The organism is Telmatocola sphagniphila, from assembly GCF_018398935.1.
In the GTDB taxonomy this organism is placed as follows: Bacteria; Planctomycetota; Planctomycetia; order Gemmatales; family Gemmataceae; genus Telmatocola; species Telmatocola sphagniphila.
This window is the reverse complement of record NZ_CP074694.1, coordinates 4,529,669-4,553,710: the sequence shown is the minus strand read 5'-3', so window position 1 is coordinate 4,553,710 and position 24,042 is coordinate 4,529,669. Positions and strand designations below refer to the sequence as shown.

The following is a 24,042-nucleotide window of genomic DNA, read 5'->3' as shown; positions in this document are numbered from 1 at the left end:
CCGGCCTCCCCTCGGGAGCCGCGCGGATTAGTCCAACAGGAGCGGTTATCTCCAAACTGGACTCGACGACTTTTCACTTGCATATGCTCCAGTACTTGCTCAAAATGACAAAAGATTCATAAAGCACTGCAGCGCTGGGGAATCGGGCTACTGGGGTGGTTCCTATCTATTGGATTGCTATGGGGATGGCATTGGCATTTCCCGAAGGCCATCCGAATGCGGGGGATCTGCCCTCCGAAGGAGATTTTTGTCTATGGCCAAGGCACGCGGCGACTTTACCGATATTCTCATCCGCAATCGCCTCATTGGCCCCGATCAGTTAGAAGAAGCACTGCGCCTGAGCTCTTCGACCGGTACCAAGATCCAGGAAGCACTGGTCAAATCGAACTACCTGACTCAAAAAGAAGTCATGGCGGCCATGGCCGAATTCCATGGCCTGCAATACGTGGATCTCGAAGGCGTGGAAATCGCCAAGTCAGTCATCGAATTGGTACCGGAATCCGTGGCCCGAGAAAACGTCGTTCTGCCACTGCAACTCGAAGGAAACGTTCTCAAGCTCATCACCTCCGACCCCACCAACTACGATACCATTCAGAAGCTGACCTTCATTCTGAATAAAGACGTCACCCCGGTGCTGGCGGATCACGAGCAAATTCGCGAATCGATCAACCGGCACTACGGCCAAACGGAAACGGAGTCGATGGACTCCATGCTTTCCGAATTCACCGACACCCAGATCGAATTCACCCAGACCGAAGCGGCCCGGGCGGCTCACTCCGATGCCGGCGATTCCGACGCTCCGGTGGTCCGGCTCTGCAATATGATGCTCGCGGAAGCGGTGGCCCAGCGGGCCAGCGACATCCACATCGAGCCGTTTGCGGATCGCGTCCGAATCCGCTATCGCATCGACGGCATTCTCGTCGAGCGCGATGCCATCCCCCGTCGTTTGCAGGCGGCTATGGTCAGCCGTTTGAAGATTATGGGCAATATCGACATTGCCGAGAAGCGCCGGCCCCAGGACGGTCGGATCAAAACGACCATTCAGGGCAAGCACTTCGACCTTCGCGTTAGCTTCTTGCCGACCGTGCACGGCCAGTCCTGCGTGATGCGTATTCTCGACCGCGGCAACATCCAGGTGAACATCCGGGATATGGGCTTCGGCGAAGACGACTATCTGCGCTTCCAGAAGATCATCAAACGCCCCAACGGCATCTTTCTGGTGACCGGACCGACCGGTTCGGGCAAAACGACGACGCTCTATGCCGCGTTGAATGAACTCAACCGGCCCGACCGCAAAATCATCACGGCGGAAGACCCGGTGGAATACTACCTGCCGGGGATTAATCAGGTGGAAGTCCGGCACAACATCGGCCTCGATTTCCAGCGAATTATCCGCGCCATGTTGCGACAGGCCCCCAACATCATTCTGGTGGGGGAAATTCGCGATAAGGAAACGGCGGAAATCGCCGTGCAGGCTTCACTGACGGGTCACTTGGTGTTCTCCACGCTGCACACCAACGATGCCCCCTCGGCCATTACCCGGCTGGCCGACATCGGCGTGCCGCCGTTCTTGATCGCCTCTTCGGTGATCGCGATTATGGCCCAGCGTCTGGCCCGCGTGAACTGCAGTAAGTGCAAGGTCGCTTACGTGCCTCCCGAAGCCGAAATTCTCTCGGCCGGGATCAAGCCCGAACAGCTCAAGGGAGCGAACTTCATGCGGGGCCGCGGCTGCAGCAACTGCAACCAGTGCGGCTTCCGCGGCCGAACCGGTATCTACGAAATGATGGCCCTGAACGCGAAGATTCGAGAAATGACCTTCGCACAGGCCCCTGCCCAGCAAATCCGTCGCGTCGCTCGCGAAACCGGGATGCGCAACCTTCTGGAAGACGGTGTGCTGAAGTGTCTCCGAGGCGTCACCACCGTCGAAGAAATTTTGAGTATCTGCCATTCCGATCACGAGTAGCAGTAGTTGTCAGCCAAGCCCGCTCATTGAGGTTATTCAGGAGATCCCGTGGCCACGGTAATGATCGATAAATTGCTGGCGACCGTCATCCAGCTCAAAGCCAGCGACTTGCACATATCCGTCGGACAGCCTCCCGTCGTCCGGCACAATGGGCGCATGCGCAAGCTGGAAACCAAAGTTCTCGATAACGACGATACGACCGCGCTGATGAAGTCCATCACGCCCGATCGCTGCCAGCAGGAACTGCAGGAAAAAGGGGGATCGGACTTCGCCATCGAATTCACCGACGGCTACCGCTTCCGCTGTGCGATTTTCAAACAGCGCGGCACCATCGGCATGGTGCTCCGCCGCATTCCCAGCCAGTTCCTCACCTTCGAACAGCTGATGATGCCCGACGCCATTCGATCGCTGATCGTCCGGCCGCGCGGTCTGTTGCTGGTCACCGGGCCGACCGGTTCGGGAAAGACCACTTCGCTGGCGTCGATGACCAACTTCATCAACGACAACTACGACCGACATATCATCACCCTCGAAGACCCGATCGAATACTACCACAAGCACAAAAAGTGCACCGTGAACCAGCGGGAAATCGGGGTGGACGTCCCCGACTTCAAGGAAGGGATTCGCCGGGCCTTGCGTATGGATCCGGACGTCATCCTCGTCGGTGAAATGCGAGACTTGGCGACGATTCACGCGGCCATCGAAGCCGCCGAAACCGGCCACGTCGTGTTCGGTACGCTGCACACCTCCGGGGCCGCTTCGACGATCAACCGAATTATCGACGTGTTCCCGAAAGACCAGCAGGATCAGGTTCGCACGCAGCTGTCGACCGCTCTGATGGGGGTGTTGTCCCAGGCGCTTCTGCCGAAGAAGCCCGAAGGGGTGATCGCCGCCTACGAAATGATGGTGGTGACCGATGCTATCCAGAACCTGATTCGCGAAAACAAAGTGTATCGAATCGACTCGAGTATCCAGACCGGTCGTAAGTACGGGATGTTCCTCCTCGACGACAGTCTCTTCAATCTCTGGAAGACTGGCCTCTGCGATAAGGAAGAAGTGCTGCTGCGTTCGAAGAAACCGGCCGACCTGGCCGCCAAAATCGCCGCCGCCGAGAAGGGCCTTCTGGAAGACGACGAGTACGAAGACGATGAGGATGACGACGACGATATGGACGATGAGGACGACGATGATGACAAGCCCCGCAAGGGCGGACCGCCTCCCAAGAAGAAACTGAACTACGGCCGCTCGTAGAAAGCCGCCGTGGCTGCTTCGACTTGAGGGGCGCTGACCTCGCCCCGAAAAAAAGGAATGATCAGAAAACGATAGCCCTCGCTAGGTGAAGACCGGGTAGCCGAAACAGGATAGATGAAAAAATGACCACCCCTTCCAATAAATCGAACGACGGAAAGAAGCCCGATCCCACGAAGCCCACGGCGCCCAAACCGATGGTCAAGCCGACAGCTGCCCCTGGGGCTAAGCCGGCCGCTCCCGGAGCCAAACCCGTGGCCAAGCCGGGTGCGGCACCTGTGGCCAAAGCGGGCGAAGCGAAACCGGCGGCGGCCAAGCCCGTCGTCAAAAAAGCCGAAGGTAAAGCGGCCCCGAAAAAGACCGCCCCCTCCTCGGGCACCCGCAAGCTGGGTCAGATTCTCGTCGACCTGGGGTTCATCGACGAACTGCAGATGGAAGATCTGCTCGAACAGGCCCGCAGCACCGATTCCCCTCTGGAACTGATCGCCGTCGAACGCGGTCTGATCAACGAAGATCAGTTGCTGCAGGCGTTGGCCGAGCAATCGGGCATGCGGATCGTCAATCTAGACGAGACCAAGCCCGAAGCCAAAGCCCTCGGCATGGTTCAGGAAACCATGGCCAATCTCTATAAGATGCTGCCCATCTCGTTCGATAACGACACGCTGACGGTGGTCCTGGCCGATCCGAACAATCTGCAGGCCATCGACGATGTGCGGAACTTCCTCGGTATTCCAACAGTGATTGCCTGTCTGGCGCCGGTCAAGAAGATCGAAGCGGCCATCCAGAAGGCCTACAGCGGCACCAAGGAAGAATCGATCACCGATCTGATTCACAGTCTCGAAGTGGACGATCGCTTCAACAAGATCAAGCGCGAAACCTCGATCGACCTCGACGAAATCGACGAAATCGCCAATACGGCCCCCGTCCGCAAGCTCATCAACATGGTGCTGCTGATGGCCATTCGCGACCACGCCTCGGACGTCCATTTCGAACCGTTCGAAGACGAATACAAGATGCGTTATCGTTGCGACGGTGTGCTCTATGAGATGGTGCCGCCGCCGCGCCACCTGGCAATGGCGATCTCCTCGCGTATCAAGGTTATGTCCAACCTGGATATCGCCGAACGCCGTCTGCCGCAGGACGGCCGCATCGAATTGAACATCGGCGGCAACCCCATCGACATGCGCGTTTCGGTTCTGCCGACCATGTTTGGCGAGAGCGTGGTCATCCGGGTTCTGGACCGTACCCGGGTCGGTCTGGAACTGGATCGTATCGGTCTGCCCGAAGATATCCTGGCCGATTTCCGCAGCGTCATCCGCAAGCCCAACGGCATCTGTCTGGTGACCGGGCCGACCGGGGCCGGTAAGACGACGACGCTCTATTCCGCGTTAAACGAGCTGAACGAAATAACCGATAAAATCATCACGACCGAAGATCCGGTCGAGTATGAAATCGACGGCATCGTGCAGTGCCCGATTAATGCGGAAATCGACCTGACGTTCGCCTCCGCGCTGCGGGCAATTTTACGGCAGGACCCCGACCGAATCCTCGTCGGCGAAATTCGAGACCTGGAAACTGCCCAAATTGCCATTCAGGCCAGCCTCACTGGACACATGGTGTTCAGTACCTTGCATACTAATGATTCACCGAGTACGATCACCCGTCTGCGCGACATGGGCGTGGAGCCGTTTTTGATCACGGCCACCGTCGAGGCGATTCTGGCTCAGCGTCTGGTGCGAAAAATCTGTCAGTTCTGTAAAACCGGCTACGATCCGAGCCGGGAACAGCTGATGGAATTGAATATGAAGGCTGAAGATCTCAAGGGCCGCCAATTCTACTTTGGGGAAGGTTGCGACAAGTGCAACAATCTCGGGTTCAAGGGCCGAACCGGGATTTATGAAATGTTGATTATGAACGATGACCTCCGCGATATGGTTTCGCGCGGGGCATCGACCGATGCTCTACGAAACGCCGTGCGCGCCCGGGGGGCTCGCGGTCTTCGCGAACGGGGTATCGATATGCTGTTCAACGGCATCAGTAACGTGGAAGAAATCGTCCGCGAAACGGTGCTCGAAGACGAAGGTTGATTGCCGGATAAATCGTATATTGGGGGGAACAGGACCGCCCGCTCGCACGGGATTCTGTTCCGTTTGGACATGTGGACTCGCTTGCACGCGGATAAGATTGTTTGTCTCCCTCGTTCCCGTCCAGTGCTAAGCCATTCGCAGGGGTGGAGTTTACGGTATGCCAACATATAAATTCGAAGCTCTGGACACGGCCGGTGCCGAAGTCAAGGACGAAATCGATGCGCTGAACGAAGAAGAGGCGCAACAGAAAATCAAGCAGATGGGCTACTTCGTCACGAAGCTCACCGCCATGGGCGTGAACACGAAGACGAAGAAGAAAAAGAAGACGGGTAAATCCCGCAAGACCTTCACCATCGGCGGCGTCTCCAACAAGATGCTTTGTACCTTCACCCGCCAGTTCAGTACGCTTCAGGACGCCGGTCTGCCCGTGCTCCGCAGCCTGCGAATTCTCGAACGGCAGATGAAGCCCAGCACCCTGAAAAATAACCTCATCGACGTGGTGGACGATGTGGAATCGGGCAGCACCCTGTCCGAAGCCATGGCCAAGCACCCCCGCTGCTTCGACCGTCTCTATGTGAATATGGTGCGTGCCGGAGAGGCCGGCGGTGCCCTCGAAATCATCTTGCAGCGTCTGGCCGACTTCAAGGAAAAGGCTCAGAGCCTCAAGCGCAAGATCATCGGCGCCATGGTTTACCCGGCCGTGGTTATCATGGTCGCCGTCGGTATCTTGACGTTCATCATGATCTCGATCATTCCGAAGTTCAAAAAGATCTTCGAAGAATTCAACATGAAGTTGCCCGCGCCCACGCAGATCCTCATCGATACCTCGAACTGGTTCGCCGATTACTGGTGGACGATTCCGATGTTCCCCATGGGGCTCTATCTTCTCATAAAACTCATACGACTATCGAGGGCCGGTACATATGCCTTAGATAGGATGCTGCTCTGGGTGCCCGTCGTCGGGAACCTCGTGGAGAAAACGATTGTAGCGCGGACAATGCGCACCCTGGGCACCCTCGTGGCCTCCGGTGTGCCGATATTGGAGGCGTTGAGTATTGTCCGCGACACGGCCAATAACGCCGTGTTCGAGCGAATGTTTACTCGCGTTTACGAGTCGATCCGGGAAGGGGATACGATTGCCGAACCCCTGAAGGAAAGCCGGCTCGTCGACGATATGGTTTGCAACATGGTGGAGGTCGGCGAGGAGACCGGCGACCTCGACTCCATGCTCTATAAGATTGCCGACTTCTACGATGAAGAAGTCGACACGGCCGTGAAAAGTTTGATCAGCTTGATCGAACCGTTGATGATTGTCGTGCTAGGTTTTATCATCGGGGCGATTGTGATCTCGCTCTTCTTACCTTTGATTAAGCTGCTGGAAGGTTTGAGCAAATAGCAACCAGAGGCGAACGTCGCGGCCGGGCCCGACGTTCGATTCCCCGGCCAGACGCCGGGAGCACCAAGCAGGAGACTTTGGCCATGAAACCACGACCGCACGCCATGACCCCTCGTAAGGCATTTACCCTTGTGGAAATGCTGGTGGTCATGAGCATTATCTTCATCCTGGTCGGCCTGCTGCTCGTCGGGATTTCCGCGGCAACCACCAAAGCTTATGAAGCTCGTATCCGGAGCGATATCACCAATCTGGATAACGCCATCGGGCAGTTCCGGAGCGATTACGGGAATCTAACGCCGCCGACGCATTTGGTGATTGCGGCGAATTATGGCGCCGCCTATCAAGCTGCTTTGAATTTGCCTAATCCAGCTGTTCAGTGGATGCCTCAGATGGTTCTTGATAGTCAATCGTTCCTAAAGAAAATGTTCCCTCGCTGGAATCCTAGTCCTAACGGATCAAATGGGTTACCGGTGCAATCTGGAGCGAATTATCAAGTTATTAGTGGTTCGCAAGTGTTGGTTTTCCTATTGGGTGGTTATGCTCAGCATGGTGGCGGAAATTATAATTTCGCTGCTGCAGGGCTTGGTTTTTCGGATGATCCGACCAATCCTTTTGGGAATCCTGCTATAGCAGCAGGAGGTCAGCCGACGATTACCTATAAGAAACCATACTTCGATTTTCCGGCCGGCAAGTTGAGTAACCGGACTACCGGTACTCCGTATCCTGCGCTAATTTCGCATGAATTCGATCCCAACGTAGGAAAGGTATCTTACTTTCCTGGTTTCTTGGATGCGTATGACGTTCCTTATGCTTACTTTGGCAGTCGTAATGGAAATGATTATGCAGATCTGACTACAGGTAATAACAAATATTTTTCAACCAATGGCTATTTGCCTATCTTGACCACAAATTCCTTGGGTGGTGGCCTGAGAGTTTACTGTTCAACTCCTTCGGGATCATTCAGTAATACGATTAATCCTTACGTCGATTCAACTAACAAATTTGTGAAGCCCAACGGCTTCCAGATCATCAGTGCCGGTACCGATGGTCAGTACGCCATTAAAGATCCTACCAACGGGAAGGGCGGATTCGGCCCAGGTGGTTTACTTTGGCAGCCGAGCAACAACCCCTATTACCAGCAGCAATCGACCGGCTACGGTTACGACGATGTGTCGAACTTCTCCTCCAAACTGTTAGGTATTCCTTAATCCCGGGCGACTCTGGCGGAATTCCGCCAAATGGATTGGCTGCCGGTTCGCTTGTGCGGACCGGCGATTTTCGCGAGGACTTTCCCATGCGTCTGAATCATCCGCACAGAAGCCGAGCGGCCTTCACCCTGATCGAACTGCTCACGGTGATCGGCATCATCACGCTTCTGATGGGATTGGTGGTTGGGGCCGTATTCCGGGTGCAGAGCTCGCAGCAGCGCATCGCCACGGAAACGCTTCTCGAAAAAATTGGCACCGCTTTCGATCAGCAGTGGAAGTCGGTAATCGAAACGGCCAAACGCGAACAGATGGTCGATCCGAACAACCCCTACACCCCAGGTTATAACTGGGAAGACGCGATCAATCAGTGGTCGGGTTTTGATTCCGCTCGAGGCCGAGCTCTCTGGGTTCGCCTGCGGCTATTCCAAGAATTTCCTCACGCGTTCAGTGACGTTTATGTAGGCGGTGTAGGAACCACTTATTCGGCAGTTCCTAATCCAGCGACGGTTGCTGCAGTTAATCTCCCAGCTACCGGTACTTTACCACAAGTTTTATTATTTTCTAAACAGACTTATCGGGATGCACTCATCGGTGCAACCCATTTGCAAGATGATACATTGATTACCACAAATAGTGTATTTAATCTGGAATCTGCTGTACTGCTATACCAGATTCTTTCAACTTCTCGCGGAGGTATGGAATCTTCAGTTGATACTTTCGGCGCCAACTCGACGGGAGTGATATCTCGCGGAGGCAAATCTTATACTGTTTTTATCGATTCTTGGGGGATGCCAATCGGCTTCCGTCGGTATGGTACTTATGGTGTACATGGTGGGAATCAAGCGATACCACAGCAACCTCCTAACCGAAATAATCCGATATTGCCTTTCACAGCGAATAGCTACATTGGCGAACTTAGTTCACCCCCTTTCGTGCGAAACGGAGCAACAACTCTCGATCCGCTCGATCCGGAAGGTAAACTGCGTGAGAACTGGACAGGTAATATTTCGGGGACAATCTTTAAAGCGTTACAGCCAGATTTTTATACATCATCAGGCAATCCTAATTCTAACGCTAATCAGAATAGTTACTTTATGCAATATAGATTCCCGAACCTGAACATGGGTCCGATTATTTTCTCGGCCGGTCCGGATAAGCTGTACCACACCGATGATATTAATGAGTGTAAAGAAACAAAACCAACGCCAAAATCGCTATCGCGCAGCATCGCCAACGACGACATCATCAGCTACCGGCTCCGTCGGACCGGCCAACGGGGAGATTAATCGATGCGAACCGGTTTCAACAAACAGGGCCAGCGCGGTTTCACTCTGGTCGAACTGCTCGTGGTCCTCGGAATCATGGTGCTGTTGGCCACGCTCGCCATCCTGGTGGTGCCCAGTAGCGATAATCGCGCCGCCGCTCGTGCGGCCGATCAGGTTCAAGGCTGGATCTTCGGCGCCAAGAATCGGGCCGTGCGCGACCAATCGGTGCGCGGCGTGCGCCTTATGATCAACGACCCGACGAATCCCACGCTGGTTACCGAACTTCAATATCTCGAACAGCCGGAAGTTTACCTGCCGCGAACTGCGGTTGCGACTCCTACCGTACCCGCGGGCTCTCCTTGCACCGTCGTGATTTATCATCCGGATGTCTATCCCGCAGGTATTCCTCAGGGAAGTTACATCGCGACCATCGGGGATCCCACCCCGTCTCAAGCGGGTGTTCCTCTGCCGCTGCAGGATCGGCGGAGTTTCATCAACCCAACTGCGACTACACCGCAACCCTTCGGTGCTGGCGACACACTGGAAGTAAACTATGGCACCACTTATAGATTCAAAATTCTAGGTGTAGCTAGGGCACAGCAGATGGGTTCGGGCCCCGCGCCTAATAATAACGCTATTGACCTGATCCTCGCTCCGGGTCAACCTACGGGGGGAGGCTTCTCTATTCCACCCGGGCAACTCAATATCAGTCCAGTTACTAATCAACCCAATCCGCCCTATAATCCGCAGGCGGGCGTAAATGGAAAGATCTATTTCAGCAATGGCGAGTGCCGCATCCTTCGACAACCCAAACCAGTCATCGGCGAACAACCCCTCCTACTTCCCAAAGGGATCTGCATCGATCTGGCCTTGAGCGAACCGTTCAACTACGGCGGCCTCACCGGCACAAATTACACCGACATTCTCTTCGGCGCTTCGGGTGAAGTGCTTTATAACGGGGCTCCCCGTGTTGTACTGTGGGTTCGTTCCATTGATGATGTTCGCTGGACTTGGACTTCAAATAATGGTTACTCCTTTAATGGCAACACTCAAAAAGGGGCCGGTTCGCCGACATTGATTTCAATTGCTTCCCGGACGGGAAGTGTCGGAGCCCATCCGGTTAACGTGACACCAGGAAGTTCTCCAGTTTGGAATCCTTATTACTTCCTATTAGATGGAAGTGGCGATTCTGGGATGTAATTTTATACCGCGATGAAGAACGGTAATTAATACGAGTTCGATCATGAAACTGCGAAGTCATCGCCGATCCGCTCTCAGCCTCACCGAGGTTCTGGTGGCGATATTCATTTTGGCCATCGGCCTGATGGCTCTGATGGCGCTGTTCCCTATCGGCGCGCTCCAGATGGCCCAGGCCATGAAGGACGATCGCACCGCCACGGCCGCCGCTAATGCCGATCGACAGTTTCGCCTGTTCTGGAAGTACGCCTGGTTGAATGGCAATGGGGGATTGAATCCGGAATCCGCAGTCTTCACTCTTCAGCCGGGAATCGCTGCACTTGATAATCGCAATTCCGGCGTTACTCCCGGGTATATCGTATCGAACGCAACCGCTACCCCCGCCGGGCAGGGAGCAGTACTTCCTGCTCCTAACACCGTGGACCCCACGACACTGACGGTTCCCAGCATGCCGGTGTTTCTCGACCCAATTGGCGTGGCACTACAACAGACAATCAATTCGAACTTTTGGGTGGCCGGATTAACCGGAGGCGGTGCCAACGCTTCCCGCTATATTGCTCGACGGGATGTTTTATTCCCGGCTTCCAATGGCACACCTCAAGCGATCTCACAGCAGCCCTTCACTCGACTCAACTTCTGCAGCCTGCTAGACGATTTTACGTTCAACGATGTCGGCCGAGCCGGTAATCCGAATTATAGCGCAGGACAACCAGGTTACTTCCCTGTGAAGCGGGAAGGGGACTACAACTACGGCTGGATGATTCAACGCCTCAAAAATAATATCCGGTATGAAGTGAATCTCAACGTTGTGGTCTTCCGCCGTCGACCGGCCACTGATGTGGCCAATCAGGAATATATCTATGGGGTCTCTGCGAATGGAAATCTTCTGCCCAACACCGCCGGGCTTGCCTACACTTCGAACTCGAACATTGTGACTTTGAATTACAGCGGTGCCCGGCCTCCCATCAAGCGCGGCACTTGGATCATGAACGCTTCGCAATACGCCGTGACCGAGCATAGCGGTGCTCTGAATGGTCCGACAGTCGATCAATATCTGCGGCAGTTCGCCGATTTCTACCGGGTGGTTTCCGTTCAGGAAGCGACCACGGCCACAGGCGGCACGATGGATATCGAAATTCAAACTCCATTAAAACCTTTGCCTCAGCCAGGCCAGATTCCGGGCACGAATAATTACGCCCGGTTTACCAATGGCCGCACCTGGCAGGTTCTTATCGTGATGGACAACGTGACCGAAGTATTCGACCGGGGAACCATCTCGGCGTTCGGCACTCCCGCTCCTTGAGGATTGCATCGGTTATTTGGTTTTTGCAGATATTTTTTCGTCCGAGGCGACGGTATCGGGTTGCGGAATTTCGCGACGGCCTGGATACTGGACCCTCGGACGCGGCGTCTAAGTCCCAATCTCCTCCCACCCGGACATTTGTTCCCCACCGGGACGGGGTAGGATAGTTTCGAGGCATGACTCGCAATCAAGGCCTCCCGGAACCTAACTTATGAAGCAGTACCTTAAACGTGGTCGACGGGGTTTCACCCTGGTGGAAATGCTGGTCTCGGTGGCTTTGTGCATGTTCATCATGCTCATCCTCACCGGCGCTTTCCAATCGGGTATCGACGCCTTCCGCATCCTCCGCTCCACCGGTCAGATGGCCGAAAAATTGCGAATCGCCTCGGCCGTGATCCGCCGGGATGTCGCTTCGCAGCACTTCGATGGCAGTTTTCAGCCGGGATTGTCGGGGCCTTATCTGTCCGACCAACGACTTGATAAAATCGGCTGGGCCCCGCCAGAAATGGGCTACTTCCGCATCTACGCCCCGCGTGTCATCCGCGAAGGTCTCGATAGCGATAATGTCCCGGTTACCCGCGCCGTCAATCATCAGATGGCCATGACCGTCAAGCGCAGCGGCACCACGGTCGCAGATGCCTTTCAGGCGAATATGCCCGGTCTTCCGGGCTCGAACCTCACCAGTCTTAGTTCTTATGAGTTGGGCACCTCGAGTCTGTTCGCCAGCAAATGGGGGGAAGTGAGCTATTTTCTTTACCCCAATCCCAACCAGACAATTCAGGGCGCCTACGGTCAGGAGCAGCTTTATACGCTCTACCGCCGTGTCAGCACTTTGGCCCCGAGCCCGGTGTCGGGACAGGTCATTGATTCTTCGACCTCGTCCGCTTACTCGGCCCCGGAAATCAGCCAGACGTTATTAGCCAATGGTGGAGTTACTGGTTATTATAATTCGCCAGCTGATGTGACTATGCCGCTCTACTCGGTGGTGACTACACCTGCCGGATCTCGCAATTATTCGGGTGCCACGCAGCCGAATCTAGTTAGACAGATCCCAAATCTTTTAGATCCCAATACAAACCAGCCACTAGCACAACCTTTGTTGCAAGAGGTCCTTTCGTTCGAAATTCGTGCTATATACGATATTCCTTCGGTAGTGAATCCATTAAACGGCGCAGTTACGCCTCTGCATACAATTTTGCAAGACGGCACAGATCCTCTAACAGGCCCTGTTGGATCAAATCAATTTAATCGCTCGAACGGCGGGATTAGCGATCCAGCGGACGCGACTATAAACTGGCCGTTTTTAGAACTACCGCGCTACACTTATTTGCCACGCCGGAACAACAACGGTTTCAACTACGGTTACCATCCAGGAAATCTAAATTCTTCTTTTGCGCCTCCACCCACTCCGCCTTATCCTGCAATTGCGGTATCGCTTCCTTATCCGCCTCCTTATACACAAGTTACTAATGCAGGACTTAATACTAATCCCAACCCGTCATCCTTCAATTATCCACCTTCGATTCCTCCCAATCCATTGGACATAAATTTTCCATCGAATCGTTATCGTCCTGAAGGTATGCAGTTCGCTTACACCTTCGATACCTGGACGCGGTATGGCAATGCATCCCAGTTCCCAAATCTTAAATATGTGAACTGGGATAACGACAGCATCGAGCCGCCTAGTCCGACCCCGTATGTTCCAGGCAATCCTTATACGGATCTTCAGACGAACCCTGCCAACAACGTGCCGACGGGTTGCCTGGTTCCCTGGGAAGATCGGCCGCCCATGCGAATTCGCATTCGCGCCTTGCAGATCAAGCTGCGGGTGTGGGATGCCAAGGCCGGGCTGGCCCGGCAAGTGACGATTATTCAAGACGTCTAAGCGGAGAGGTTTTCGAACCCCGCGTGTTAGTACTTTAAATCGCCGAACCCGGCGAATGTTTCAGAGGGAGACCCTCACCATGTTGCTGCAAACGAAAAAACTATCGACCCGCCGTCGCGGAATTATTCTGCTGGTCGTAGTGACCATGCTGGCGCTGTTCGCGGTGGTCGGCATTACCTTCGTGCTCTATGCGGAATCGGCCGCTAATTCGGCCCGGCAGGCCCGCGAAACGCAGTTTGGCGGACATACCGGAGTGGCTCCGGGTCTGAATATCACCAACCGGGGTTCGAGCGATGATGCGCCGCCGATCCCGAATGAGATTTTCAATAAGACGCTTGGCGATCTGATTTACGACGTGGAAGACGATGTCGGCCGCTACAACGCTTTGCGCGGCTGGAGCCTCGCCCGGGATATGTATGGGTACAACTACAATGCAATCAATGGCCAACCCTTCGCCGGTCTGGGATATCCAGAAGGTGTGACTTTTGGTTCAATAACGGACGCCAATGCTTCCCAGCAAGGTGCTACGGCTTCCGATCGGGCTTACAACTACATCAACTACTCAGATTCTCCATATCCGGCGGATTATCTTGGCACAAATCCAAACGGTTATTTCCCACAGCGTGATCCGGAATGGATCACCAATGGACAAAATGGTAATCAAGCCCAGTATTCACTCCGCTCTGCGGCCAATGCGATCTACGTGCCAAAAAATGCCCCTTATACTGCAGTCGATACCAACCACTTGTATTTAGGCGCGATTTCTACAGCGAGTGGAACGCCTCAGGTCGTGATGCCTTCTTTCTTCCGCCCCTGGCACTTTGAAACACAGGCAAACGGCATCACTTATACCGGCTTTGCTCCGACTAACAACACTCTTCCAGTTCTGCACCCCTCCAACCCACTCTGGGGAACAAGCGGCGACCCAATAGCTGGTCCTCGCGGTCAATATCGCATTCTGCGCCCCACGAACTATTACCATAAAAATTTCCCTCCGGTTCCCATGAACGCGGATGGATCGTATACGGGCGATGTCCAGAACCTGGAAGGGGGGCCCGGTAACGACAGCCTCTGGATGGATATCGATCTGCCGGTTCGCCGTTGGAGAGGGAAGAACTACAAGCCGTTGGTCGCGATGTTCATTACCGATCTCGATGGCCGTATCAACTCGAATATCGCTGGCAGTATGATTCAGGCCAGTGCGAAAAACGGTAATCCTGACTTCCTTCAGCGCTCGAATCAGGGGTGGGGCCCTTGGGAGCAAAATCTGGCTATCGCGATGGGGGATATCGATCCCAACACAGCATTGGGAGATCCGAATTCCGCACTCGTCCGAGCCGATGCTTTTAATGTCATCACTCGACCCCCGACCGCCTACACGGCCGGGCGAATGGTGCAGAGCATGGCACAGACCCCTCAGTTTAACAGTGTGGGTAATGATCCAGGCGGCTCACCGATTTATCAAGGTCAACTGAGCAATGTTGCTATCGGCAAACCGTATGGATTCGATTTGAGTACATTCGCTGGGAATTACTCTTCCGATTTCCCGAAAGCAATCTTCTATTCCAATGCAGATTATGATGCGCTCGATTTGCAAAAAAGTGGAAACTCACTAATACCTGTGCCTTCCGCGCAGAAAATCGCACTCCCCGCTAATGTTGTGGGTCTCCCGAAGATGACTGCGCCGACTTTCCCTGCCACGCAGTTCCAAGCGTGGAACATTACCGATAACGCCGTGCAACCTACCTTTGTGAACCCGACAGAATTGATTTATCATCCGAGTTTGCACAACCCCTATCTGACTCTCCGCGTGCCACCGCAGAACTTCCAGACCGATCAAAATTGGTCATTGAATCATGGGCACAATTTTTCTGACGTGCGCTGGTTGAATTACAAGCTCAAAGGGGAAAATGATGCCATCCTGCGTTCGGATCTCGCCAATCTGGCTCCAAACTCCCTCTACAATTTGCCGACCGCCGCAGCCTCTCGTTTCCGAATCACCCCGACCAGCAATGATTTGATCACTCCGGGTATCACCGGCTACGAGTGGGCTAGTGGCCGCACCGACCACATGTTTACGACTTATGGAAATAATGTGGACCCGCTGGCTCGCGGTTTGATCACTCAATTCAAGATCGCTAACCAGAACATCACAACGCCAGATGGGGCACTATCACCGTTTGCCTTCCCCACTCTTTATAACCCGGTAAGCGGGGATTATAGTGCTCTGAACAAAGCGTCGGCGGTACAGGCGAAGCTTTGGGGTGCGGGCAACTCGAATATTATCAGTGCGCTGGATTTGAATCGAAAATTGACGCCATTCCCATCGGGCACGAATGGCATTGCTCAGACTTTGATTCCGCAGATCATGCAGGAGCGACAAGTCTTTGCCCGCGACATTTTCCTGCGACTGGTTGTGGCGACTGGTATCTGGACGAATCCGCCTTCACCTACGACCGCTAACTATGGTACTGGCAAGGTACTACTAAGAGATCAATCAATACCCAATTATAATACGGCCCAGGTGCAGAACTCTCTGCGTTATTTAGCCCAGTTGGCAGTAAACATCGTCGATTACATCGATCAGGATGATGTGATGACTGTCTATAACTGGCGAAATTTGAATCCGTTTGATCCCAATTATCTGACCTTTGCTTACGATGCGAATCCTGGGGCACCCCCCAGTTTGGCCACAGACGCTGTCAGTGGAACGGAAATTATTTTCGGGGTGGAAAACCCGCGTCTGGTCATTAACGAAGTTTATTCACACATTAGAAATGATCCGTCGGATCCCTTTCTAGCTAATCCGCAAGCTCCCAATGATACGACGCAGTGGAAAGCCACATTACCTCAGCCGTATATTTACCAGCACTGGATTGAACTGAAGTGTCCGGTTACGGCACCCGTTTCGCAAAATGGCCAGCCAAATCTTCAATCGATCTTCAAAGCAGATTTTACCTATTATCGAATTTTAAAGATTCAGGCGACTTCCGATTTGGCGCTGGATGGCTACGTCAGTCTTCTCGAAAATTACGACCACAGGGTTTTCGATGCAACCTTTTTCAATCTCCAAACCGGAGCTTTGAATAATGGCTTTGCATCAACCGTCAAAATCATTCCGTTCAAGCAAATTTTCAAGGCCTTGAGCCAGGCAAATCCGGTAGTTGCCAATGCCGAACCCCTGGACCAAACGAGCGATCAGCAGAACTATATTGTTATCGGTCCACCCGATGCTCAAACGGATACTACCACGGGCAAGTACGCTACGGCGGCGGGTGTACAGGCCAATACATTAATTCCCAATATGTCTAACGATCCCACTATGGGTGCTGGAAAAGCGAATGTTCAGGTGAAAAGTTCAGTTTTGGGGGGAACTACTCCTTATCCACCTAATATGGATCAGACCGCTACTACCGCGGATACACAAGCACTTACCACCAACGGAGCGAACAACCGCTATATATTCGTCTTACAACGGATGGCGATGGCGCCGCAATATAATTTCGATCCGACAAATCCGACTAAGGATCCCGCACCGAACGGCGTCAATCCGATTCTTAATTCCTGGGTAACCGTCGATTATTTCGTACAGGCCGGTAATTCCATTTTCGATAATCGAGTTGTTGGTGCCGGCAAGGGAAATTTCACGAGAATCCCGAATACAGCCATTGCCCAACAGTTTTCGATAGGTCGACGCCAGCCACTCGATGGCTATCAACCGAGTAGCCAGTTATTGAATCTGGTTGCCGATGCCGATGCTCCTGCGAAGGATGCTACAAACTCGAGGACGCCAACGATTTCGGCAGCGACAACGGTAGCTGCCCCGACTGCCATAGCTTCAGTCGTTCAGCAAACTCCGCAGCCAGCGGCTAAACCGGCGGGAGTAAGTCCCACCATAACCCAGCCACCGGCAATAACAAATATTCTCTCGACCTTTGGACAGGTGAACTATCCTCCCCCGCAAAGGTATCTGTCTCCTTCTTTAACCCTGAAGAATGGGAACCAGAATCTGTCCGCAAATTACGATTGGTATACTCACCTGGATCGGCCGTTGATCTCCCCAGCGGAATTGTTGACGGTGTGCGCTTACTCGAATCATCGCGTTACAAATCAATTCCACTGGAGTAACAACACGTATCAACCGAGTCGAGTAAATAGTAAATCGACTGCGGCCGGTACTGCCGCCGCTATGCGATCGCAGAGAATGATGCACTTGGCACCTTGGACCGATATGGAACCGGCTTTCAATGATCCCACGGGTACCGTCCAACCGGATCCAAACGACACGAACTTTTTCGTGGCCGATCAAGTTCGCCTGTTCCGGGCGCTTGCGTTGCTGGAGACAAAGACTCGCGTTCGCGGTATTCCCTATGGCGGACGCACGCCAGGCAAAGTGAATATCAACACAATTTACGACCCGACGATCCTAAAAGCAGTTGTGTCCGGCAGTGATGCTAACACGTTCACTTATATCGATGCGAACGGTGTGAATAGCGATGTTACGAATGCCTGGACTGCTATACAGAAATATCGTTGGCCCGGTGAGTCTTCCACCAATATCCAGCCGGGTAATTTCTCTCGAAATGACCGGGCTTTCATGCCGCCAGGGCTTCCGATTTATACTGCCCATACGAATGCCACAAACTTCTATTATCGCAATAATAGCGGTATTCAAAATACATTCCTGTGGGGCAACCCTCTTCAGGTCAATACGAATGCACCAAACCCGGTCGGTAACCAACCGTTGTTTATCACCGATCAATTCCATCCGTATATGAACCATGAAATGCTGATTAAGGCCATGAATAACCTTACCACCCGCAGTAATACCTTCGCGGTCTGGTGTACAGTCGGCTACTTCGAGGTCGAAAACGATGGGCCTTATACACCTTCGAATCGTCCCCGATTGGGTAAAGAGCTCGGCTCAAAAGATGGAACAGTCGTTCGACACAAATTCTTCTCGGTCGTCGACCGTTCGAACTTAGCTACCTACTCAGCCGTAGCCGGCTCTCAGCCACAGGCCTCGGCGCCGGTGCTGTTCGATTTTCAACCCGACCCATCCCCAAACCAGGATCCCTATACGCCAACCAGTGTGAATGGTACGTCCTACTTCCAGTACACCTGTAGCATTCCGGGCTTCGTCTATCCCTCAACCATCTCCGGGAATACCGATTTGATGCCATTAGTTGATGCTTTCAGTGGTAATCATTATGTCATCAAATCGCTCTCGGGCGAGTACGATGGCCGACCCTGGAAAATCCAGTCGCAAACCAGCACTACACAAGGAACCTCCATCTTGATTGGAGCGGGAACGCCCAACGAAGAGTTTATTACGATCGGCTATAATGGAGCTACTAATGTTGTGCAAGGATTCATGTCGGGTCTTGGCGCAACAAATAATGCCAGTTCCACTCCTCAACCCGCTCCTTACCGGTTGACGATTCGTACTAAGAATAAACACTACCCGGGCGAGAGCATCGCAGTCTTCCCGGTAATTGGCGCTGTCGAGCCCTCCTTCTACGCCAACCCGGGGCCGCAGACCAAGTACTTCAACTACCAGGCCTCGCCGTATACGGACGTCATCCGCTATGCGACGCAGATCCGGTAGTCGATAGCTCTAAAAAAACCAAGGCGTGGTCCTCCGTTCGTACGGAAGACCACGCCTCTTTTATTTGGTTATGTCCTTCAAAGCCCTATTTCTCTCGGCAACGCAGCTGGAGTTTCTTCCGAACCCACTCATAATGGCTATGAGCGGGCGGTCTGGCGGCCGATCTCCCCCGTCTCCCGCACATAGTCCCCCAGAGAGCGAAACCCGTCTCGCTCTGAAAAAAATTTGCACCGCAGTGCGATACGCCATGCGAACTCGATTTCCAATAAAAACCGGCGTTTTTCGAATCAAGGTCATCAAAATCGCCGTTTCCACTATGTGAAAATTGATGATCTGATGACCTTTACGGGAAAACCCTGAAAAAATCCGCTCGAACTGTCCGTTAGAGACCCCCCTAAATTGCAGCCGGAGCTTGAATTGTAAACAGCGCAATAAATTCCGGTATATAATACCACTGGAATGGATTCCCTTAGCTTCTAGGGGAGGTTCAAATGAAAAAACTCATCCTGTTAGCCGCTCTAACGGCTCTGTCCTTATCCGCTTCTTCTGCTCAGGCTCAACGCGGCGGCGGTGGCCACGCCGGTGGCGGGTTTAGTGGCGGCGGAGTTCGCGGCGGCAGTTTTTCGAGTATTTCCCGGCCCGCTTTCTCCAGCTACTCCAATTACGGCGGCGCGTATCATTCTTCCTACGCATCCAGCTTCGGAACCAATCGCTACTACGGCTCGGCTTATAACCCCAGTTATGTCGGCGGCTTCCGAGCCGATCGGCCGGCTTTCGTCAACAACGTCTATGCCCGGCCCGGCACCCGCGGCTGGTACGATTACAACTATCACAGCTACTGGTCGCACGGCTACTGGCCCTGGTGGAATTACGGTTGGGGTTGGGGCTACTACGGTTATGGTTTCGCGCCGCTTTTACCCTGGGGGGGTGTGGCCTCTTACTATTACTCCAACCCGTACTACATAAATCCCACTACGTATAACATCCAACCGGCCGAGCCTGCCTACGATTACTCCCGGCCCATTCTGCCGCCCGCAGAGGCACCCGTGGCGAATTCGGTATCCGGGCAAAGCGGCATTCGCATCTTCCAGGTAGCTCGAGAATTGTTCCGAGCCGGCGAGTACAAGAAAGCTCTGGATATTAACGAGGCCGCGATCAAAGAGATTCCGCGCGATCCGATTCTGCACGAATTCCGTGCTCTGAGCCTGTTTGCTCTCAAAGATTACAAGCAATCGGCGGCCACCGTTTACACCGTCCTGGCGGCGGGTCCTGGTTGGGACTGGGATACGCTGCGAAGCCTCTACGCCGATCCCGAAACGTACACGCAACAGCTACGCGATCTCGAAAAATACCGGATCGATCATCCCACGGAACCAGCAGCCGCGTTCCTGTTGGCGTACCACTACCTGGTGTTGAACTATCCGGAGCAGGCTTCGCAGATGCTGGAAAAAGTCGTGAAGATGCAGCCGAACGATCTGCTGGCGGCTCAGATGCTTAAGACTCTGAAAACGAAATCGGATAAGCCGAAACCGAACCTGGAACCGCCGCAAGCACAACCGGCCCAACCCCCGGCGGCGAATGAGCCGGAAGTGCTGCCGTTGCCGAAGGGCAAGTAACACTCATTTCACGAAAAAACCCGCGCGACTTTTGTGTGCCGGTCGCGCGGGTTGATTTTTTTATTAGCCGTCAGCAGTCAGAGAATTCAGCCCAGTTTAAGTCTTAAAATCTGTAACGATGCTAATATTTATTCGCTGATCGCTCCAATCAGATCAATTCGTTTATCGGATCGCGATCATCGAGAATATACATCGGTCGGCCGGCCCCATTGGGGAAGGTGAGAGCTGGATCGATTCCCATAGCCTGGTACAGAGTGCAGAGCACTTGGGGAACTCGTAGCGGTCGGTCCTTGGGTCGTTCCCCGCGATCGCTGGAAGAGCCGATGACTTGTCCCATCTTCAGGCCGCCACCCGCGACGAAGGCCGACATAACTGGCGACCAGTGATCGCGTCCGGCATCGGTCGTGTTGATTTTGGGAGTTCGGCCGAACTCGCCCCACATCACAGTGACCACATCGTCTTCCATCCCGCGGTCGTGCAGATCCTGAATCAGATTCGCCAATCCCCGGTCGAGGTTGGGGAGTTGAGTCTTGAGCGTTTTGAAGTTACCACTATGCGTGTCCCAGCTGCCGTAGGAAAGGGTAACGCAGCCGACGCCCGCTTCGACGAGCCGGCGAGCGGTCAGGAAGGGTTCAACGCCCTTGTAGCGGTCGCGAACCCGAGGGTCTTCCTGAGTCAGATCGAGTGCCTTGCGAACATGGCCGGAGGAGATCATGTCGAACGCCCGGCCCGCAAAAGCATCCATCCCTTTCATGGTCGAGCCGGTATCGACTTCGCGCCGGATCGAATCGAAACTGGTCAGAAGGCTCTTGCGGTCATCGAGCCGATCGAGGTTCACGTTACTCTGGACCTGAAGGTTTCGCAGCCCCGGACCATCGGGGGAGAACGCTTTGTGTGCCACGCCCAGATAGCCCGGCTCGTTGCCAACGCTCATGCCGCGCAAGCTGACGAAAGGGGGAATGTCCGAAGTTCCGGAACGGAGTTTCGAAATTACCGAGCCGAAGGAGGGATGCGAGGCAACGCGATTGATCGCTTCACTGTAACCGGTCATGACCTGGGAGTCGGAGTGTTCGTCGACGGCCACCAGCGACCGGATGAGGGAAAATTTATCGGCCATCCGCGCCTGCATCGGCATATGCTCGCAGATCTCGATGCCGGGGACATTGGTTTTGATCGGTTTGAATTCACCGCGGAACTCGGCCGGGGCGTTGGGTTTGAGGTCGTACATGTCCATGTGCGACGGGCCGCCGGGCAGGTAGATCATGATGGCGGATTTTTGTCGGGTCGGACGATTTTTTTGTTCGGCGGCTTTGGCCTGGTGCCGGAGCATGTCGGTCAAAGTCAGGCCGGCGCCAAAGGCACCGATTTGCAGAAAATTGCGGCGATGGAGCCGATCGCAAAAGCGGTGGGTGTTACCCAGAATCGAAAGCATTGAAGAGAACCTCCAGAAAGAGGCATGGCAGGAGAGTGGGGCGATGCATTAATGGTAATCCGAATATTGAAGGAGTGCAATTGGAAAAAGCGCAGAAAAACGAGGCGAAATTTGGAGCGGTCGGGGCTGGCCTTCCCGCTGGGGGAGGGTTTCAGCCCGAGTTGCATTTTTGACTGTTGGAAGGCGAGGGGATCAGGGAATTTTAGGTCCTTTAATATCGACGTCGAAAGTTTCGTTCTTGGCGACCTGACAGCCCAGCCCCGACTTTGTGGCATCCGCATAACTTGACGGTGTCAGAAGAGGAGGGATACTGGTTCGATACTCGCCCGGTTTCAGTTTGGTCGACTTATCGCGGCTGGCTTTCGGATTCGGGTAATAGACCGCCACCTGATTGGGCCCCGCCACCACGCCGGGGGCTTTGTAGGTCCCGTCTTCGGCAATATCAGCCGCCGCCTGATCTCCGTTGAAGCCCACGAAGACGATTTTGCCGCCCGATTTCGCTAACGGAGCTCCATTATAAGTAACTTTGCCAGTAACTTCGTAGTGAGGCACTCCGCATCCCGACGTGGCCAACGATAGGGCGAGGGCGAAACCGAGGGTTCGCCAGGAGGATATCCAGTGCATGTCTAAGTTTCTCCGACTCGAAGGGTGCTCAGGGAGTGGGGAATACTTCGCCGCCGTTGCGGGTGCACAACTGGGGGAAGATCGGGCCGGCAATACTATAGCTCAGAAAGTGCACCGAGCCATCTGCGTACAGGAAATTGCCGCCGCCCGTGTGGAAGCTCCAGAAGTGCGCGCCATCGATTTCGGCCGTGTTGCTCGGCGGTGCAATGGGCGCTTTAAATCCGATGTTGGTGGCGACGTCGCCCAGGGTAAGAGCGAGTGCAACGTCCTGGGAACCCAAAACGGTATCCCCATCTCCCGCTCCGGTCCCGTACGGGGCGAAACCCCAACCGTAGTATTGATCGCCCGTGCAGGGCCGTTCGCCGACCATGGCTGTGTTGGAAGTGCCGTCGGTGATATCGGTGAAGGCAACTTTCGCGTTCACATAGAGAATGCCGTCTGCAGAAACCGGATTATTGCTACTGGTTCCGGTAACGCCCATATAGGATTCGATCTCATAGGTGACGCCGCCGTAGTTGATAGTGGTGGGTCGCGTGTTGGAAGGGCAAACGAACATCGACATATTAAAACCGCAGGCAGGATAGGAATTGTTGTCCGTATTGCCCGGATTGGCTTTCAACCATGTATAGCTGTTGTTCCACAGGGGATTTTGTTCCAGATAGGGAAGCAGTTGCAGCTGCCAACCGGTATAGGTGAATGTCGGATCCAGCGCGCCGTTGTAGTAGCCGGCGGGAAAATAGCCGTAAACCCCTGAGTAGTTGTGGCAGGCAAGACCAATTTGCTTGAGGTTATTACTACATTTCATGCGGGCGGCCGCTTCGCGGACTTTCTGGACGGCCGGCAACAGCAGTCCGATGAGAATTGCGATAATCGCAATTACAACAAGGAGTTCGATCAGGGTGAAAGCCTTTTTTCGAGACCTACAAGTGAAATTTTTCATGCTCAGCCCGTCCTTAAAAAAAGAGATGAGAACGTAACAGAACGTTCGGATGGCCGCAGTCTTTTGCGAACAAAACGGAGAGTAAAAAAAGCTCGCAAAAATCAAGAATTTAAAACGCTAGATAATGAATGTTGATTCGAATTCGCATCAACTAAGACAATTCATAACATTTTGTTATCTGCTTACAAGAGAAAAATATTCATTCGATGAAAATATAGAAAATAATTTGCGAAGGTGGATGTCGGTTCGCTTGAGTGCAAAAGATTGAGG

The 24,042-nt window shown here is 53.8% G+C and carries 14 protein-coding genes; 11 read left to right on the top strand and 3 right to left on the bottom strand.

All coding sequences use genetic code 11. The annotated features are described in order from the left end of the window. Window positions 1-253 precede the first annotated feature (253 nt). The 11 genes from KIH39_RS18235 to KIH39_RS18185 all read left to right on the top strand — a co-directional run bounded on the left by KIH39_RS18235 (window position 254) and on the right by KIH39_RS18185 (window position 20,776). Window positions 254-1,963: a GspE/PulE family protein gene (locus KIH39_RS18235; protein ID WP_213494661.1), complete on the top strand. Its 1,710-nt coding sequence runs from the start codon at window positions 254-256 to the stop codon at window positions 1,961-1,963. A gap of 48 nt (window positions 1,964-2,011) precedes the next feature. After that, complete coding sequence (locus tag KIH39_RS18230; RefSeq protein ID WP_213494660.1) at window positions 2,012-3,214, top strand: type IV pilus twitching motility protein PilT; 1,203 nt, start codon at window positions 2,012-2,014, stop codon at window positions 3,212-3,214. Between the two features lie 428 nt (window positions 3,215-3,642). Continuing rightward, window positions 3,643-5,298 (top strand): GspE/PulE family protein, encoded by a 1,656-nt coding sequence (locus KIH39_RS18225; protein ID WP_390623714.1) that lies wholly within the window; start codon window positions 3,643-3,645, stop codon window positions 5,296-5,298. Window positions 5,299-5,455: 157 nt separating this feature from the next. Then, window positions 5,456-6,694 (top strand): type II secretion system F family protein, encoded by a 1,239-nt coding sequence (locus KIH39_RS18220; protein WP_213494659.1) that lies wholly within the window; start codon window positions 5,456-5,458, stop codon window positions 6,692-6,694. A gap of 83 nt (window positions 6,695-6,777) precedes the next feature. After that, window positions 6,778-7,902, top strand: coding sequence for a type II secretion system protein (locus KIH39_RS18215; RefSeq protein WP_213494658.1), 1,125 nt, complete (start codon window positions 6,778-6,780; stop codon window positions 7,900-7,902). Between the two features lie 86 nt (window positions 7,903-7,988). Next, entirely contained in the window at window positions 7,989-9,188 is a 1,200-nt protein-coding gene (locus KIH39_RS18210; RefSeq protein WP_213494657.1) for a type II secretion system protein, read from the top strand. Between the two features lie 3 nt (window positions 9,189-9,191). Then, entirely contained in the window at window positions 9,192-10,367 is a 1,176-nt protein-coding gene (locus tag KIH39_RS18205) for a type II secretion system protein (RefSeq protein WP_213494656.1), read from the top strand. A gap of 43 nt (window positions 10,368-10,410) precedes the next feature. After that, window positions 10,411-11,667, top strand: coding sequence for a type IV pilus modification PilV family protein (locus KIH39_RS18200; RefSeq protein ID WP_213494655.1), 1,257 nt, complete (start codon window positions 10,411-10,413; stop codon window positions 11,665-11,667). 211 nt (window positions 11,668-11,878) lie between these two features. Continuing rightward, the gene (locus KIH39_RS18195) at window positions 11,879-13,552 is read left to right on the top strand and encodes a PilW family protein (protein ID WP_213494654.1); all 1,674 of its coding nucleotides are present in this window, start codon (window positions 11,879-11,881) and stop codon (window positions 13,550-13,552) included. Window positions 13,553-13,631: 79 nt separating this feature from the next. Next, entirely contained in the window at window positions 13,632-19,160 is a 5,529-nt protein-coding gene (locus KIH39_RS18190; protein ID WP_213494653.1) for a hypothetical protein, read from the top strand. 491 nt (window positions 19,161-19,651) lie between these two features. Next, window positions 19,652-20,776 (top strand): tetratricopeptide repeat protein, encoded by a 1,125-nt coding sequence (locus tag KIH39_RS18185; RefSeq protein WP_213494652.1) that lies wholly within the window; start codon window positions 19,652-19,654, stop codon window positions 20,774-20,776. Between the two features lie 148 nt (window positions 20,777-20,924). On the opposite strand, the gene KIH39_RS18180 is transcribed toward KIH39_RS18185, so the two are convergent. From KIH39_RS18180 to KIH39_RS18170, 3 genes are all read right to left on the bottom strand, one after another. Next, window positions 20,925-22,208 (bottom strand): DUF1501 domain-containing protein, encoded by a 1,284-nt coding sequence (locus KIH39_RS18180; RefSeq protein WP_213494651.1) that lies wholly within the window; start codon window positions 22,206-22,208, stop codon window positions 20,925-20,927. A 192-nt stretch (window positions 22,209-22,400) separates the two neighbouring features. Then, window positions 22,401-22,832 carry a hypothetical protein gene (locus tag KIH39_RS18175; RefSeq protein WP_213494650.1) on the bottom strand — a complete coding sequence of 144 codons (432 nt, stop codon included), beginning with the start codon at window positions 22,830-22,832 and terminating at the stop codon, window positions 22,401-22,403. Window positions 22,833-22,860: 28 nt separating this feature from the next. Beyond that, complete coding sequence (locus tag KIH39_RS18170; RefSeq protein ID WP_213494649.1) at window positions 22,861-23,772, bottom strand: DUF1559 domain-containing protein; 912 nt, start codon at window positions 23,770-23,772, stop codon at window positions 22,861-22,863. Window positions 23,773-24,042 lie beyond the last annotated feature (270 nt).

Excerpts from the sequence above, each read along its gene's own strand:
- KIH39_RS18235 (WP_213494661.1), top strand. The coding sequence starts at position 254 with ATGGCCAAGGCACGCGGCGACTTTACCGATATTCTCATCCGCAATCGC.
- KIH39_RS18225 (WP_390623714.1), top strand. The coding sequence starts at position 3,643 with ATGGAAGATCTGCTCGAACAGGCCCGCAGCACCGATTCCCCTCTGGAA.
- KIH39_RS18220 (WP_213494659.1), top strand. The coding sequence starts at position 5,456 with ATGCCAACATATAAATTCGAAGCTCTGGACACGGCCGGTGCCGAAGTC.
- KIH39_RS18215 (WP_213494658.1), top strand. The coding sequence starts at position 6,778 with ATGAAACCACGACCGCACGCCATGACCCCTCGTAAGGCATTTACCCTT.
- KIH39_RS18210 (WP_213494657.1), top strand. The coding sequence starts at position 7,989 with ATGCGTCTGAATCATCCGCACAGAAGCCGAGCGGCCTTCACCCTGATC.
- KIH39_RS18205 (WP_213494656.1), top strand. The coding sequence starts at position 9,192 with ATGCGAACCGGTTTCAACAAACAGGGCCAGCGCGGTTTCACTCTGGTC.
- KIH39_RS18200 (WP_213494655.1), top strand. The coding sequence starts at position 10,411 with ATGAAACTGCGAAGTCATCGCCGATCCGCTCTCAGCCTCACCGAGGTT.
- KIH39_RS18195 (WP_213494654.1), top strand. The coding sequence starts at position 11,879 with ATGAAGCAGTACCTTAAACGTGGTCGACGGGGTTTCACCCTGGTGGAA.
- KIH39_RS18190 (WP_213494653.1), top strand. The coding sequence starts at position 13,632 with ATGTTGCTGCAAACGAAAAAACTATCGACCCGCCGTCGCGGAATTATT.
- KIH39_RS18185 (WP_213494652.1), top strand. The coding sequence starts at position 19,652 with ATGAAAAAACTCATCCTGTTAGCCGCTCTAACGGCTCTGTCCTTATCC.
- KIH39_RS18180 (WP_213494651.1), bottom strand. The coding sequence starts at position 22,208 with ATGCTTTCGATTCTGGGTAACACCCACCGCTTTTGCGATCGGCTCCAT.
- KIH39_RS18175 (WP_213494650.1), bottom strand. The coding sequence starts at position 22,832 with ATGCACTGGATATCCTCCTGGCGAACCCTCGGTTTCGCCCTCGCCCTA.
- KIH39_RS18170 (WP_213494649.1), bottom strand. The coding sequence starts at position 23,772 with ATGAAAAATTTCACTTGTAGGTCTCGAAAAAAGGCTTTCACCCTGATC.